We start from the raw sequence: 14749 nt of genomic DNA, 5'->3' as shown, positions 1-14749 counted from the left end.
GCGTCAGCCCGCCCTGGCGCCGGAAGCCTTCACCACCTCGGCCCATCGCAGCGTCTCGCTTTGCACGTACTTGGCGAACTCGCCGCGGGACAGGCTGGCCGCGTTGGTGCCCAGGTCGCGGAACCGCGCGGTCGTGGCCTGCGCGCTGAGTATCTTCTGGAGCGCGGCGGCGTAGGCGTCGAGCGTCTGCGGCGGCGTTCCGGCGGGCGCGAACAGGCCTTGCCACGACGTCGCCACCAGGCCCGGCACGGTTTCGGACATGGTGGGTATGCCGGGCTCTTCGGCCCAGCGGTCGGCCGAACTGACGGCGATGGGCTTCAGGGTGCCGGAACGCACCTGCGCCAGCGCGGTAGGCATGTTGTCGAAGGCCAGTTGCACGCGGCCGGCGACCAGGTCGGTCATCATGGCGCTGCTGCCCTTGTAGGGCACGTGGGTCATTTCGGTTCCGGTCTTCATCTTGAACAGCTCGGCCAGCACGTGCGTGGAGGTCCCCACGCCCGCCGAGCCATAGCTGAGCCGGCCGGGATTCGCCTTCAGGTAGGCGATCAATTCGGCCAGCGTGGAGACCGGCACGCTGGGATGGACCACCAGCAGGTTGGGCCCGGACGCGACCAGCGAAACCGGGTCGAAGTCGCGGATGTTGTCGTAGCGCAGGCCCTGATAGAGCGATGCGTTGATGGCGTGCGAACTGACCGTGCCCATGACCAGGGTGTAGCCGTCGGGCCTGGCCTTGGCCACGTATTCCGCGCCCACGCTGCCGCCCGCGCCGGGACGGTTCTCCACGACGATGGGCGCTTTCCAGACCTGCCCCAGCTGGTTCGCCACGTAGCGGGCGACGATGTCGGTCACGCCTCCGGCGGCCAGCGGCACCACGATGGTGACGGGCCGCTCCGGAAACGCGGCAAAGGACACTCTGGATGCGCAGGCGGTCAGCGCCAGTCCCTGCACGAATTGTCTTCTGGTGATACCCACGGCTGTCTCCTTTCTGGTGTGCGAACGACGCGCGCGCCGGTGGCGACGGCATCGTTGGTGAACTGCCCACCGGGTCTGCGCCCGGATGTGGGTGGATACGGGATACGCCGCCTCAGCCGGGATTCATGGGATCGGGGTCGAAGCTGGGCGCGACGCCGCCCAGCGGCGGCATGTGCCACGCGCCGGCCGTATGGCGCCTGGAATCCGCGTCGACGCGCACGTCCAGCACCGCCGGCCCTCCGCAGGCCAGGGCCGCCTGCAGCTGCGCCGCCAGGTCGCCGGGCCGTTCGACCAGGAACCCCTGCGCGCCCATGCTGCGCGCCAGCATGGCGAAGTCGGTGCTCTTGAGTTCGCCTTCCATGCCGGCATCGCGAAACCGCGTGCCGAACTCGCGCCCGTTGTAGAAGCCCCGCTGCAAGTCGCGGATGGAGACATAGCCGCAGTTGTTCCACACCAGCCATACGATGGGCAGGCGATACTCCACCGCGGTCGCCACCGCGCTGGCGTGCATCAGCATGCCGCCGTCGCCGACCACCGCGACGACCGGCCGCTGCGGCGCGGCGAACTGCGCGCCGATGGCCCCGCCCACGCCGAACCCCATGGTGGCCGAGCCGCCCGACTGCAGGAACCGGCCCTGCCCGTGCACCGGCCACTGCTGCACCATCCAGCTGTGATGCTGGCCTATGTCCGAAAGCACGATCGCGTCTTCGGGCACGGCGCGCGCCAGCTCGCGCACCACCCGGCCGGGATGGATCGGCACCTGGCCGCTGCTGCGCCCTTCTTCCAGCGCCTCGCGCCACGAGGCCTTCCATTGGCCGGTGGCGGCGATCCATTCGCCGTAGCGCGCTTTGCCGCCCTGCGCATCGGCGCGCGCCGCTTCCAGCAGTTGCGCAAGGAACGTCGCGGCGTCGGCGACCAGCCCCAGCTCCGTATCGAAATTGCGCGCCAGCGCGGCGGGGTCGAGATCCACGTGGATGATGCGGGTCGACGCGCTGTGGGTCACGCCTTCTATCCAGCTGCTCGTGCCGCGGTCGCCGAAGCGGGTCCCCAGCGCCAGCAGCACGTCGCAGCCGCGCGCCGCGCGGTTTCCGGGGTAGCCGCCATCGCGGCCCGTGGGCCCCAGGTACAAGGGTTCGTTCTCGTCCAGGATTCCCTTGCCCTGCGGCGTTGTGGCCACCGGGATCTGCAGGGTCCGGGCCACTTCGGCCAGCACGGCAGCCGCGCCGCCGATCAGCGCGCCGTGGCCCGCGAGTATCAGCGGGCGGCGCGCGCCGCGCAGCAGGCTCAGCGCGCGCGCCACGCCATCGGCCGGCGCCGCGCTGCGGCAGTCCACGCCCGCGCGCCAGGAGGCGCGGCCCGGCTGGGCGATCGCGGTTTCGTCGAAGACGTTGAACGGAACGTCCAGATGCACCGGCCCGCGGCGGCCCGACATCATCTCGGTGTAGGACTGCTGCATCAGCGCGGGCAGCATGTCGGCGCGCGTCGCCTGGTAGCTGCGCTTGACGTATGGGCGCATGGCCGTGACGAAGTCGGCCTGGTAGTGATGGCCCAGTTCCTGGAACGGCGCCTTGTTGAACTGCTGCGTGGGAATATTGCCGGTGATGGCGTACACGGCCGAGGAATCGAACATCGCATTGGCGATCGCCATCTGGATGTTGATGGAGCCCGGTCCGCAGGAAGTGAACGTCGCGGCGGGCTGGCCGCTGACCCGATAGAACGCGTCGGCCGCGAAGCCGGCGATCTGCTCGTTGTGGACCGAAACGGTCCCGATGCGGTCGCGGCGATCGTACGCGGCGTCCATCAGCCCGATGATGCCGTGGCCGCACAGGCCGAACAGATAAGGAACCCGCTCGGCGATCAGGTGCTCGACGATGATCTCCGACCCTTTCAACTGACTCATTCCATCCTCCCCTCTGGTTTTCTAGAGGCGGCTGGCGGCCGGCGCGAAATCCCGCGCCATCGCGTCCAGCATCGCCTGTATGGTGTCGAACACCTGGGCGCCGGCCTGCTGCAGGCTGGCCCGCTTGGACTCCAGGGACCCGCTCTGGCCCATCACCAGGGCGCCGGCGTGTCCCATGGGAATGCCTTCCTTGGCCTGGGCGCCGGCAATCAGCGCGTACACCGGCTTGCCGCCGCCCAACGCCTGCCAGACGCCGGCGAACTCCTCTTCCTCGTTGCCGCCGATTTCGCCGATGAGCACGATGGCTTGCGTCTTGCCGTGATGCAGCAGCCCCTGGGCCAGATCGCCGAAACGCGTGCCCTTCACGGGATCGCCGCCCACGCCGATCCACAGGCTCTGGCCCAGCCCTTTTTCCCGCATGCGCCGTCCCACCTCGTACGACAGCGTGCCGCTCTTGGACATGACGCCGAAGCATCCCGGCGCCAACGCGGCGTCCGGCAGGAATCCCAGCTTTATCTCGCCCGGCACGCACAGGCCCGGCGTCGAAGGGCCGATCCATGTCACGCCGGCATCGCGTGTCAGCGCCCTCAGCCTGACGGCTTCGTGCACGGGGATGCCTTCGGCGACCGTCACGATCAGTTTGATGCCGGCCGCCACCGCCTCCTGCACCGCGGCCGGCACCGCGGCGGGCGGCACGATGGCGATGCTTGCCTGGGCCCCGGTTCTTTCGACGATCTCGGCGCAGCGCTGCGAGACCGGCAGGGCGTCTTCCTCGCCCTTCTCGACGGAACCCGTGCCGCCAACGATGTTCGTGCCGTATCGGCGCATCAGGTCGGCATGCATCCGGCCCATGCGGCCCGTGATGCCCTGCACGATGACCGGCGTCCTGCGATCCATGTCAAACAGCATGAGCGCTCTCCTTGCCGGCGGCCTGCCGGGCCAACAGGACCTGCACCTGGTCCAGCGCGCGTTCGAGGTCGGGCTCGAAGCACAGCGCGAGATCCGGGTTGGCGTCGATGATGCGCCGCGCGGCCGCTTCGCCGTTGCCCACCAGCCGGGCGACTATCGGCACGCGCCAGTCCGGGCGCGCCCGCAGCGCGGTCACGAGCAATTGCGTGAACTCGGCCAGGTCGGTGATGCCCGCGAATACGTTGACCAGCAGCACGCGCACGCTGCCCGCCGCCCGCAGCCAGTCGAAAATGCGCAGCAGGCGTTCGGGGCTGCCGCGCATCTGCCCCGTGCGGACGTCGCAGAAGTTGTAGGGCGCCAGTCCGCGCCGCACCATTTCATCTATCAGCATCATGGAAAGCCCGGCCCCGGTGGTCACCAGGCCGATCTGCCCGGCGGGATCGATCTCGACGAAATCGAAGTCCTCCGAGTGCTTGCGCCAGCCGTCCGGATAACGGTGTTGCCGGGCGCGCAGCAGCGCCACGATCTCGGGCTGCTGCGCCAGGGTGTTCATGTCGATGACGACCTTGGCGTCGCCGGCCAGCACGCTGCCGTCGGGCAGCGCGAACAGCGGGTTGATCTCGGCGAGCAGCAGTTGCCTGGCCAGGAACAGCTCGGCCAGCGCCAGGCCGGCCGCCAGGATCGCGGCGCGGTGGCTGGCCGGAGCCGTCGCGGCCATCTCGTGCACGGCGCGCGCCAAGGCCGGCGCCTCCAGCGGCGTCACGGCGTTGTAGCCGTCGGCGCCGGCCTGCCGCGATTCGATGTCGATTCCGCCGAACGGCGAATAGATCAAGCGGGCGCCGCCGGCCGCCGCGTCCAGCATGAGCGCAAGATAATGTTCCTCGCCCGCGCACGCCTGCTCGATCAGGATCTCGGGAGTCTCGAAGCCCTTGATCCGCTTGCCGAGCAAGGCGGCTCGCACCGGCGGCAGATCGCCGGCCGACGCCACCGGCAAGACGCCGCCGGCCTTGCCGCGCCCGCCCACGGGGACCTGGGCCTTGGCGATCCACGGCCCCGCGCCGGGCAGGTCCGGCGCGGCGCCGCCTTCGTCCAGCACGCCGGCCGGCACGGCGATGCCCGCCCGCGCCAGCAGCGCCTTGCCATCGACCTCAAGCAACAACATAGGTGTCTCCGGTTTTCATGCGTTGAATACGACGAACCGCTCTTCGGTCATCTCGCGGATGGCGAACTTCGGGCCTTCGCGGCCCATGCCGCTGTCCTTGACGCCGCCATAGGGCGCCTGGTCCGAACGCCAGGTCGACGAGCCGTTGACGATGACCCCGCCCATGCGCAGCCTGCGCATCGCCGTCATTGCAAGCCCGATGGACTGCGTGAAAATACCGGCCTGCAGGCCGAACGGACCGGCGTTTATCTGGCGGAACACCGCCTCGATATCGTCGTAAGGCATCACGTTGACCACCGGCCCGAACACTTCCTGCCGCACGACGCGCGCATCGGCCGGCACGCCGGCCAGCAGCGTGGGCTGCACCAGCGCTCCGGCCCGCGCGCCGCCGCAAACCCGCTGCGCGCCGTCGCGGCGGGCTTCGTCCACCAGCGTCAGGATGCGCGCGGCGGAATGCTCGGAAATCACGGGACCGACATCGGTGGCTTCGTCCAGCGGATTACCCGTCTTCAGCGCGCCGACCGAGGCGGCGATCCGTTCCAGGAAGCCGTCATAGAGGGAGCGGTGCACGCATACGTTCTGTACCGATATGCAGCTTTGCCCGGCCAGGCGCATGCCGTTTATCGCGCACACCGGCGCGCAGTCTTCCAGCACGGCGTCCTGCGCGACGATGGTATGGCCGACGCCGCCCAGCTCCAGCGCGACCCGCTTCAGGCCGCTGCCGGCCTTGATGAGCTCGCCCACGCCGCTCGATCCGGTAAAGGAGATGAAGTCGACCTGCGGCGCGCGCACCAACGCCGCCGCGGCCTGGTCGCCCTGCACCAGTTGCAGCCATTCGGGCGGAATGCCGCCTTCGAGCAGGATTTCGACGTACTTCTGCAGCGTCAGCGCGGCCTGCGCCGAAGGCTTGAGGATGACCGAATTGCCCGCCGCCCAGGCCGGGCCCAGCTTGTGGGCGGTCAGGTTCACCGGCGCGTTGAACGGCGTGATGGCGGCCACCACGCCCACCGGAAACCGCAGGCTCACGCCCAGCTTGCCGGCCCCGATCGCGCTGCTGTCCATCGGTATGTGCCGGCCTTCGATGCGCAGGCCTTCCTGCGCGGCCAGGTCCAGTGTGTCGGCGCTGCGCAGCACCTCGGTGCGGCCATCGCGCACCGGCTTGCCGGTCTCCACGGCCATCACCAGCGCCAGCTCCTGCGCATGGGCGCGCACGTTGTCCGCCGCCCGGTGCAGTTTGCCGGCTCTTTCGCGCGCCGGCATGGCGGCCGCCAGTTCCGCGCCCCGCCTGGCCGCGGCCAGGGCCAGGTCGAGCAGCTCGGGCGAGCACTCGAACACGCGGCCGATCGATTCGCCGTTGAACGGATTGAACGCCGGCTTCGACACATCGGATGAAATCCATTGATTGTCGATGAAGAGAGAAGCCACCTGCGGCAGAGTCGGATTGAGCATGGGACGCCTGGGCTGCTTGGTTTCGGATGGGGGCTACACGCCTATCAAGGACAGGATGCCATCGGGCGAATCCCCGTCCTTGAGAATGCGCTTGGCGATGAGGTCCTTGAGGGTCTCGCTCGCGCCGCCGCCCAGCGTGCCGTATCTGGCGCCGCGAAACAGCCGCGAAACCAGGTATTCGTCGGTAAAACCGTAGCCGCCGTGCAGCTGCACCGCGTCGCTGGTGACGTTGATCGCGGTCTCGTTGCAGGTGATCTTGGCCGTGGCGCTGAGGAAGGGATCGGGAAACGGATTGGCCGAAAGACAGGCCTTGTACAGCATGCCGCGCGCCGCCTCGATATTGCGGTACATGTCCGCCAGCTTCCAGCGCACGCCTTGGGAATCTGCGATGGGCTTGCCGAAGATCGTGCGGCCCTTCGTGTATTTCACCGCCTCGTCGAACGCGCCTTCGGCCAGCCCCAGCGAAATGCTGGGGTTCAGGCAGCGCTGCGTGTTGAAGGCCGTCAGCAGCTTGCGAAAGCCGTCTTCCCGGATCACCAGGTTTTCCAGCGGCAGCTCGCAATCGTTGAACTGGACCTCGTGCAGGTTCTCGCCGCCCATGGTGTGATAGGTGCCGGTCACCGCAAAGCCGGGGGTGCTGGGCTCGACCAGCACACAGCCTATGCCTTCGCGGCCGGGCTGGCCGTTGACGCGGGTGAACACCACGAACATGCCGGCTTCCGGCGCCCGGCTGATGAGCGTCTTGGTTCCGTTCAAGATCAGGCGGTCATCCTTGACGACGACGTTGGTCCGATAGTTGGCCACGTCCGTGCCGGCATGGGGCTCGGTCATGCAGATGGCCAGGATGCATTCCCCGCTGCAGACCTTGGGCAGTATCCGCTCGCGGATCTCGCGCGGGGCATAGGTGGAAATCACGCGGGTCTGGACGCCGGCCTCGCCCAGCGCGGCCATCGCCGTCACATAGCAGACCTTGGAAATCTCTTCCAGGATCAGCGCGGTGTCGAACACCGGCAGGCCCAGCCCGCCGTATTCCTCGGGCACCGCCATGCCCAATACGCCGATATCGGCCAGCTGACGGATGTTCTCCCAGGGAAAAGTCCCGTCCAGGTACTCCAGCCCGCGAGGCTTGAATTCCTGCTGCGCCAGCTCGCGCACCGAGGCGAGCATCAGCCTGCGTTGTTCGTTCAATTGGAGATCCACGCTGCCTTCCTCATCGGTGAAAGTGTGAGGAAAGTCTATCTGCGCGCCACAGGCGCCTCAAACGACAATATCTCGGCCGCAGGCTGACTTTTGGTTAGGGCGCGCCGTCCGGTTCGTCCGCCGGCCTTGCCTGGTACGCGGCGAGCCAGTCGAAGAAAGACTTCACTTTGGATTTGGCGGCGCTGCCCTGGCCCGCCAGCGCATAGTAGCCACGGCTGCGCCGCAGCGTGATGGGCGCCGCGATCGCCAGGTCTCCGTGCGCCAGGTTCTCTTCCACGTATGCGCGCTGCACCAGCGCCACGCCCAGGCCGCTGCGCGCCGATTCCAGCACCACGCCCAGGTCCTCGAAAGACTGGAAACCGTTCTTGGGCGGCGCCACTTTGGCCAGTTCGAACCAGTCCAGCCAGTCGTTGCGGCGCGCTTCGAGCTGCAGCAAGGGCATGGCGGCGACCCGCTGCGCGATGTCGGCCGGCGATGCTCCGCCCTGCGCGCGGCCGCGGCCGGCAGGCTGCTCGGCCAGCAGGGCCGGGCTGCCCACGGGCACCAGCTCATCGTTGAACAACAGCATCGCCTGCAGGCCCGGCCAGTCGTTCTCGCCATACAGGATGGCGATGTCGGCGTCGGTGCGCGCCGCGCCGGCGGCCGAACTGGTGACCAGCCGCACCTTGATGTGCGGAAAGCGCTTCTGGAAGGCCGGCAGCTTGGGGACGAGCCACTTGACCAGGAACGTGGTGTAGCCGCTGATCGTCAGGATGCTGGAAGCGTGATTGGCGCGGAAATCGTCGGTCGCCGTCGCGATCTGGCGAAACGCCCGCGACAGGTGCGCGGCATACTCGCGCGCCTCCGGCGTCAACTGCACGCCGCCCGGCTCGCGGTCGAAGAATTCGGTGCCGAAATAGTTCTCCAGCATCTTCACCTGGCGGCTGATGGCGGTGGGCGTGACGGAGAGTTCGGCCGCCGCGCGCGCGAAGCTGCCATGCCGGGCGGCGGCCTCGAAGGCAAGCAAGGGATTCAAGGGGGGAATGCTGCGCGCCATTGCGTCGATCTGCTGCAAGCCAGAGCATTGAGGCCCGCGAGGCCCGGGAAGCGCACAGTTTCAATGGCCCCCCTGCGATTGTCAATCAAGGTCTGTACCGACGCCGCCGCCCCGCCTCACAAGGCTGATTCCACCCGCGCGCGCAACACGCGCGCGGCTTCGCCGACCTGCCGGCGGCGCGCGGTCCAGTCCGTTTCCGCGCCATCCAGATAAGCGGCGCGCGCCAGCGCCAGCACCTGCGCGGTTTGCGTCGGCAGGCGGTCGGCGGCCCAGGCGGCGGCCGCGTCCTTGGCGACGATGTCGCCGCTGACCGCCGTGCGCCACATGCGGGCCAGGGTCAGCAGCACGTTGCGCTCGTCGCCTTCGAGCCCGGCCATGAGCGCCGGCAGCGCGTCGGCCATGGCGCGCCGCAGGTCGTGTTGCGGCACCTCGGGAAGCAGCTGCCGCGGCGCGGGACCGAAAAGCGGCAGCGCGGTCTGGCGCGCCTGGGCCAGCACGATGGTGAGCTCGGGGTCCGCGAGCGGCAGCGGCACGCCGCCGGCCTCGAACCCGGGCCGCAGCCATTCGCCGTACACGAATTCGCTGCGCGCCGGATACGGCAGCGGGTCGAGATCGTGCCGGTCGAACACCAGGATTTCCAGCGGCCTCATCGATTCGGAGCGCGCCGGATAGGCCGACAGCGCCATCAGGTCGCGCGTGAGCGGGCCGCGCGCGTCGGCGGACAGCGGCCCGTCGGTCACGGCCAGCAGGTCCACGTCGCTTTGCGGCCGCAGGCCGCCGCCGCGCGCGGAGCCATGCAGGTATACGGCCAGCAGCGCGGGGCCGAGACGGCGTTGCAGGACGGCCAGGGCCTGACCGGCCTGGCGGGGAATGTCGGGAGTCGCGCTCATGGGCCGATGTTAGCGCGGGCGCGCAGGCCGGTTGTGGCTGCGCGCCGCGTTCGTGCGTACACTTGCGGCATGCTACGCATCGACAATCTCAGCAAACGCTACGGCGACTATTCCGTGTTCCAGGGCCTGACTTATACGTTCGGGCCTGGCTGCTACGCGCTGTGCGAAGAAGACAACACCGGCAAGTCCAGCTTGCTGAACATCATCGCCGGCGTCATCGCGCCCGACGGCGGAGAGGTCTGGATCGACGGGCATTCGCTGTCGGGTTCGCCCGAAGCGGCCCGCGCCCGGCTGGCCTTCGCGCCCGACAATTGCCTCGCGTTTCCCGAGATGACCGGGCGCGCGCTGCTCGAACGGGTCTCCGCCGGCAAGCGGGTGGCGGTCGATGCCGGGGCGCTGGACCTGGCCTGCCGGCTGGGGCTGGAGCCGCATCTGGACAAGCGTTTCGAGCAGATGTCGACCGGCTCGCGCCGCAAGGTCTACCTGGCCGCGGCCGCGCTGGGCGATCCCGCCGTGGTCGTCGCCGACGGGCCCAGCAACGGGCTGGACGCCCAGGCCCGGTCGGCGCTGGCCGAGCAGTTCAGGATCTGGTCGCGCGACCGCGTGGTGCTGTTCGCCAGCCACGATGAGGAACTGGTGCAGGCCTGCGGGGCACGCCCGCTGGAGATCGCGGCGCTGCGCGCGTAGCTCATTGCGCTTCGGCGGCCAGCGCCGCCTGCACCGCGGGCCGCGCCGCGATGCGCGCCTCGTAGGCGCGCAAGCCGGGCCAGCGCTGCAGGTCGAAGGCGAAGAAGCGGCGCCAGCCCAGCACGGTGTACAGATAGGCGTCGGCCACGCAATACGGGTCGCCCATCAGGTGGGCGCGATCCGCGAGGATGCCGTCCAGGTAATCGAAGCGCTTGAAAAGCCGCTCGCGGAAATGCGCCAGGGCGGCGGCGGGCAGGCTCGCCTGGAACAGCGGCGCCGAGCCGGCGTGGATTTCGCTGGTCACGAAGTTGAGCCATTCATGCAGGCGCGTGCGCTCGCGCGTGCCGCAAGGCGGGGCGAGCTTGCGGTCCGGGCGCAGATCGGCCAGGTGCTGCAGGATGGCCGGCCCTTCGGTCAGCACGTCGCCGTCGTCCAGTTCCAGCGCCGCCACATAGCCTTTGGGGTTGATGGTCCGGAAGTCGCGTCCGTCCGCAGTCTGCTTGGTCCGGTTGTCCACCCGGATCAGTTCGAACGGCAGCTCCAGCTCTCGCAGCACGATGTGCGGCGCCAGCGAACAGGTATGCGGTGCGTAATAAAGCCTCATGAAGTCTCCGGCAAGGGTTGTGATGGAGAAGCAGTCTGCGGCGGCGCATGGCATATGTAAAATCAATGATTCATTTTTCTATCATTAGCTCAGCTAATTAATCATGTTGAACCTGGGCCACTGGCGTCTGCTGGCCGCCACCGCCGACACCGGCAATATCTCGCGCGCCGCCGAGCGCGTGGGCATGACGCAATCCGGCGCCAGTCAGGCCATCGCGCAACTGGAGGCATCGCTGGGCATCCAGGTCTTCACGCGCTCGCGCAAAGAGGTGAAGGCGACGGCGCTGGGGGCCGAGGTGATCGAGCACGCCCGCGCCATGCTGTCGCACCTGGAGTCGATCCGCGCACTGGCCGACGCCAGCCGCGGCCTGAGCCGGGGCCGTGTGCGCCTGGGCAGTTTTCCGTCGGTGATTTCGACGCTGCTGCCGCCGCTGTTGCGCAGCTTCGGCCAGCGTCATCCCGGCATAGAAGTGGTGGCGCTGGAAGGCACGGACGAAGAGGTCGAGGACTGGCTGGCGCAGGACGCCATCGACCTGGGCGTGACGCTCAATCCGGCGGCTGGCCGGAAAGCGCTGATCCTGGGCCGCGACCGCTGGATGGCGCTGCTGCCCGGCGCGCATGCCCTCGCCCGGCGCTCGTCGGCCGCCGGCGTGACGCTGGCCGAGCTGGCCGCGCAGCCGTTCATCCTGGCGACCGGAGGCTGCCGCGTGAACGGCGCCAGCCTGGCGCGCGAAGCCGGCCTGACGCTGAGCGACGTGCGCGTCACGGTGCGCGACTGGGCCAGCGCCTGCGCGCTGGTGCGCGAAGGCATGGGGGTGGCGGTGGTGCCGGAGTCCACCCTGCCAGCGGACCTGCGGCAACTGCGCGCCCTGCCCCTGACGCCGGCGGCGCGCCGCGAGTTCGGCCTGGTCCGCTCGGCGACCGGCCGGCAATCCGCGGCGGCCGGCGCGCTGTGGAAGCACATCGCCGGCGGCGCGGCGGGCGGCTGAAGCGTCCGCCCGGCCGCCGCTCAGATCCAGACGTCGTTCGGCGCGGTCCGTTCGCCGCCCTGGTCGCCGGTGTTGGCCACGCCGCGCGGCTCGATCAGCAGCATCCGCACTTCTTCGCGCGCATAGGGTTTGTGTTCCACGCCCCTGGGCACGACGTACATTTCGCCCGGATTGACCAGTACGTGGCCGTCGCGGAAGTCGATGCGCAGCTGGCCGTGCAGCACGATGAAGGTTTCGTCGGTGTCGGGATGCGCGTGCATGATGAATTCGCCTTCGATCCTGACCAGCTTGAACTGGTAGTCGTTCATCTCCGCGACGACGCGCGGCTGCCAGCGGTCGGCGATGAGCGCGAGTTTCTGCTCGAAGTTGATGGATTGCGCGGGACGCTGCGCCTGGGATGCTTGCATGATCGGCTCCTGGTGTTTGCGGGATACGGCAGTGTGCCGGCCGGCGCGGCTGCGGTCTTGTACGATCGTGCAGGCTCAGGCGGGCCGCCGGCCGCGCAGCCCGCGCAACCAGCGGCCCGGCGCCATGCCGTAGGCCTGGCGGAAATGCCGGGTCATGTGGCTCTGGTCGGTGAAGCCGGCCCAGACGGCGGCCTGGGCCAGCGACTGGCCGGCGGCGGCCAGGCGGCGCGCCAGCTCCAGCCGCCGCATCGTCAGGTAGCGGTAGGGGCTGGTGCCGTATAGCGCCCGGAAGTCGCGCGACAGGCTCCAGCGGTCCCGCCCGCTGGCCTGTTCCAGTTCGTCCAGCGTGACGGGATGCGCCAGCCGGTCCAGCAGATAGGTCCGCGCCAATTCGGCGGCGCGATAGTCCACCGCCTGCCGTCCGCGCCGCGCGCCGGCCGCGGCGTCCAGCGCGCTGGCCAGTTCGTAGATCGCGTCGTCCTCTTCCAGCGGGTCGGGGCAGTCCAGCGAGCGCAGCAGCGCGTCGGAAGCCGCGTACAAGCGCGGGTCGGACGACAGGCCGCCGGCGATGAAGGGCAGCGGCCTGCCGCCCAAAACTTCCTGGATCAGCGCCGGCTCGATATAGGCCATGCGGTAGCGAAAGCCCTCTTCGGTGCCGGCCTGCCCGTCGTGCGGCTCGTCGGGGTGCAGGACGATGGTGCCGCCGGGCAGGCTGTGCGCCATGCCGCTGCGGTAGTGAAAGCTCTGCACCCCGGCCAGGGTGCGGCCGATGGCATAGGTGTCATGGCGGTGCATGTCGTAGCCATGCCCGCCGAAATAGGCTTCGATGCGCTCGACCTTGCGCGCGCCCGGGGCGCGCTGCATCCAGTCGCGCCCGGACGCCGCCGGGCCGCCTGCGCGATCCTCTGGCTTTTTCATGTTCGGCGCCGGGAAAATTCCGATCTGCGAATTTAACGGGAATTCCCTGATATTCCCACCCCGGGCCGCTGGCTACCATTGCGCGCACGCTAAGCCGCCGCCCGGCGGTATTTTCTTGCGCGGAGACATCATGAAAGCACTGAAACTGATCGCGGCGGGCTCCGCCCTGTTCCTCTCGTCGTGGGCCGCCCATGCCGGCGCGACCTTCGACAGCGTCAAGAGCAAGGGCTTCGTCCAGTGCGGCGTGTCCACCGGCGTGGCGGGCTTTTCGGTGAACGACAGCAAGGGCGGCTGGATCGGCCTGGACGTGGACCTGTGCCGCGCGCTGGCCGTCACCATGTTCGGCGACGCCTCCAAGGCCAAGATCATGGCCGTCAGCGCGCTGCAGCGATTCACCGCGCTGCAGTCGGGCGAAGTCGACGTGCTGCCGCGCAACACCACGCTCTCGCTGACGCGCGACACCACGCTGGGCCTGATCGGCGTGGGCGTGAACTACTACGACAGCCAGGGCATCATGGTGAACAAGTCGCTGAACGTGAAAAGCGCCAAGGAGCTCGACGGCGCCACGGTCTGCGTGCAGCCCGGCACCACCACGGAGCTGAACCTGGCCGACTGGTTCCGCTCCCAGAACATCGTGTTCAAGCCGGTGGTGGTCGAACGCCTGGACGAAATCATCCGCGCCTTCGCCGTGGGCCGCTGTGACGCCTTCACCGGCGACAAGTCGCAGCTGGCGGCCGCGCGCAGCAATCTGGAGAACCCGGAAAAGTACGACATCCTGCCGGAGAACTTCTCCAAGGAGCCGCTCGGCCCCATGGTGCGCCAGGGCGACGAGCAGTGGTTCAACGTGGTGCGCTGGACCCTGAACGCCATGCTGGAAGCGGAAGAGTACGGCATCACCTCCAAGAACGTGGACGACATGCTCAAGAGCACCAATCCCAACGTGCAGCGCCTGCTGGGCGTGACGCCGGGCATGGGCAAGCACCTGGGCGTGGACGACAAGTGGGCCTACAACGTCATCAAGACCATCGGCAACTATGGCGAGAGCTTCGAGAAGAACCTGGGACCGAGCAGCCCGCTGAAGCTGCCGCGCGGCCTGAATGCCTCGTACCGGGACGGCGGGCTGATGTACGGCTGGCCGGTGCGCTGACGACGGGCCTGTATTGAAGGGATACGTATTCGTGGCGGGCGCGCGGGCCCTGGCGGGTTACCCTAGGGTTACAGCGCCCGTCCGCTGAATGCGTTACTCTCCCCCTCCCAAAAAACGAGTCAGCAAGGAGCTCAACATGGCACAAGCCTCCGCCCGTCACATCCTGGTCTCCACCGAGGCCAAGGCCAACGAACTCAAGACCGCCATCGAGAACGGCGCCGACTTCGCCCAGCTGGCCAAGGAAAACTCCAGCTGCCCGTCCAGCCGCGACGGCGGCAACCTGGGCACCTTCGGCCCGGGCCAGATGGTCAAGGAATTCGACACCGTGGTGTTCAGCGCCCCGGTCGGCGTGGTCCAGGGTCCGGTCAAGACCCAGTTCGGCTACCACCTCGTGGAAGTGACCAGCCGCAACGACTGAGCCGCAGCCGGTCCGCAGTAGATACGCAAGCCGCCGCCGGGTTTCCGGCGGCGGTTTTTTTT

15 protein-coding genes are annotated in these 14749 nt (G+C 68.7%); 4 read left to right on the top strand and 11 right to left on the bottom strand.

The genetic code is table 11. The features are described 5' to 3' along the window. Nucleotides 1-3: 3 nt before the first annotated feature. The 8 genes from C1I89_RS14145 to C1I89_RS14110 all read right to left on the bottom strand — a co-directional run bounded on the left by C1I89_RS14145 (nucleotide 4) and on the right by C1I89_RS14110 (nucleotide 9518). A complete protein-coding gene (locus C1I89_RS14145; protein ID WP_168202191.1) occupies nucleotides 4-972 on the bottom strand; it encodes a Bug family tripartite tricarboxylate transporter substrate binding protein in 969 nt (322 codons plus the stop codon). A 112-nt stretch (nucleotides 973-1084) separates the two neighbouring features. Beyond that, nucleotides 1085-2872: a thiamine pyrophosphate-binding protein gene (locus C1I89_RS14140; RefSeq protein ID WP_102773398.1), complete on the bottom strand. Its 1788-nt coding sequence runs from the start codon at nucleotides 2870-2872 to the stop codon at nucleotides 1085-1087. A gap of 21 nt (nucleotides 2873-2893) precedes the next feature. Further along, the gene (locus C1I89_RS14135) at nucleotides 2894-3781 is read right to left on the bottom strand and encodes a succinate--CoA ligase subunit alpha (RefSeq protein WP_102773397.1); all 888 of its coding nucleotides are present in this window, start codon (nucleotides 3779-3781) and stop codon (nucleotides 2894-2896) included. Beyond that, nucleotides 3771-4943 (bottom strand): ATP-grasp domain-containing protein, encoded by a 1173-nt coding sequence (locus C1I89_RS14130; RefSeq protein WP_102773396.1) that lies wholly within the window; start codon nucleotides 4941-4943, stop codon nucleotides 3771-3773. Before C1I89_RS14130 ends, C1I89_RS14135 begins: the two co-directional genes overlap by 11 nt. 15 nt (nucleotides 4944-4958) lie before the next feature. Continuing rightward, nucleotides 4959-6392, bottom strand: a complete 1434-nt coding sequence (locus tag C1I89_RS14125) for an aldehyde dehydrogenase family protein (protein WP_102773395.1) — start codon at nucleotides 6390-6392, stop codon at nucleotides 4959-4961. Nucleotides 6393-6425: 33 nt separating this feature from the next. Further along, the gene (locus C1I89_RS14120; RefSeq protein WP_102773394.1) at nucleotides 6426-7592 is read right to left on the bottom strand and encodes an acyl-CoA dehydrogenase family protein; all 1167 of its coding nucleotides are present in this window, start codon (nucleotides 7590-7592) and stop codon (nucleotides 6426-6428) included. Between the two features lie 94 nt (nucleotides 7593-7686). Beyond that, nucleotides 7687-8628, bottom strand: coding sequence for a LysR substrate-binding domain-containing protein (locus tag C1I89_RS14115; protein WP_102773393.1), 942 nt, complete (start codon nucleotides 8626-8628; stop codon nucleotides 7687-7689). Between the two features lie 116 nt (nucleotides 8629-8744). Then, nucleotides 8745-9518 (bottom strand): aminoglycoside adenylyltransferase family protein, encoded by a 774-nt coding sequence (locus tag C1I89_RS14110; protein WP_102773392.1) that lies wholly within the window; start codon nucleotides 9516-9518, stop codon nucleotides 8745-8747. A gap of 69 nt (nucleotides 9519-9587) precedes the next feature. Here C1I89_RS14110 and C1I89_RS14105 point away from each other — a divergent pair, with 69 nt between their 5' ends. Next, complete coding sequence (locus C1I89_RS14105) at nucleotides 9588-10205, top strand: ABC transporter ATP-binding protein (RefSeq protein ID WP_102773391.1); 618 nt, start codon at nucleotides 9588-9590, stop codon at nucleotides 10203-10205. A gap of 1 nt (nucleotide 10206) precedes the next feature. Here C1I89_RS14105 and gstA read toward each other — a convergent pair whose 3' ends face one another. Further along, entirely contained in the window at nucleotides 10207-10809 is a 603-nt protein-coding gene (gene gstA / locus C1I89_RS14100; RefSeq protein ID WP_102773390.1) for a glutathione transferase GstA, read from the bottom strand. Nucleotides 10810-10912: 103 nt separating this feature from the next. Here gstA and C1I89_RS14095 point away from each other — a divergent pair, with 103 nt between their 5' ends. After that, complete coding sequence (locus C1I89_RS14095; protein WP_102773389.1) at nucleotides 10913-11797, top strand: LysR family transcriptional regulator; 885 nt, start codon at nucleotides 10913-10915, stop codon at nucleotides 11795-11797. 20 nt (nucleotides 11798-11817) lie between these two features. On the opposite strand, the gene C1I89_RS14090 is transcribed toward C1I89_RS14095, so the two are convergent. Together C1I89_RS14090 and C1I89_RS14085 are read right to left on the bottom strand one after the other, a co-directional pair. Then, entirely contained in the window at nucleotides 11818-12204 is a 387-nt protein-coding gene (locus C1I89_RS14090; protein ID WP_102773388.1) for a cupin domain-containing protein, read from the bottom strand. A 75-nt stretch (nucleotides 12205-12279) separates the two neighbouring features. Further along, complete coding sequence (locus C1I89_RS14085) at nucleotides 12280-13122, bottom strand: AraC family transcriptional regulator (RefSeq protein ID WP_102773387.1); 843 nt, start codon at nucleotides 13120-13122, stop codon at nucleotides 12280-12282. A 130-nt stretch (nucleotides 13123-13252) separates the two neighbouring features. Between C1I89_RS14085 and C1I89_RS14080 the strand changes: the two genes are divergently transcribed. Further along, nucleotides 13253-14269 carry an amino acid ABC transporter substrate-binding protein gene (locus tag C1I89_RS14080; RefSeq protein WP_102773386.1) on the top strand — a complete coding sequence of 339 codons (1017 nt, stop codon included), beginning with the start codon at nucleotides 13253-13255 and terminating at the stop codon, nucleotides 14267-14269. 136 nt (nucleotides 14270-14405) lie between these two features. Then, the gene (locus C1I89_RS14075) at nucleotides 14406-14687 is read left to right on the top strand and encodes a peptidylprolyl isomerase (RefSeq protein ID WP_102773385.1); all 282 of its coding nucleotides are present in this window, start codon (nucleotides 14406-14408) and stop codon (nucleotides 14685-14687) included. Nucleotides 14688-14749: the final 62 nt, after the last annotated feature.

It is taken from the genome of Achromobacter pulmonis (assembly GCF_002885955.2).
Taxonomy (GTDB): Bacteria; Pseudomonadota; Gammaproteobacteria; order Burkholderiales; family Burkholderiaceae_B; genus Achromobacter; species Achromobacter pulmonis_A.
Note: the sequence above shows the minus strand (reverse complement) of the source record. Positions and strands in the feature narration are given on the sequence as shown.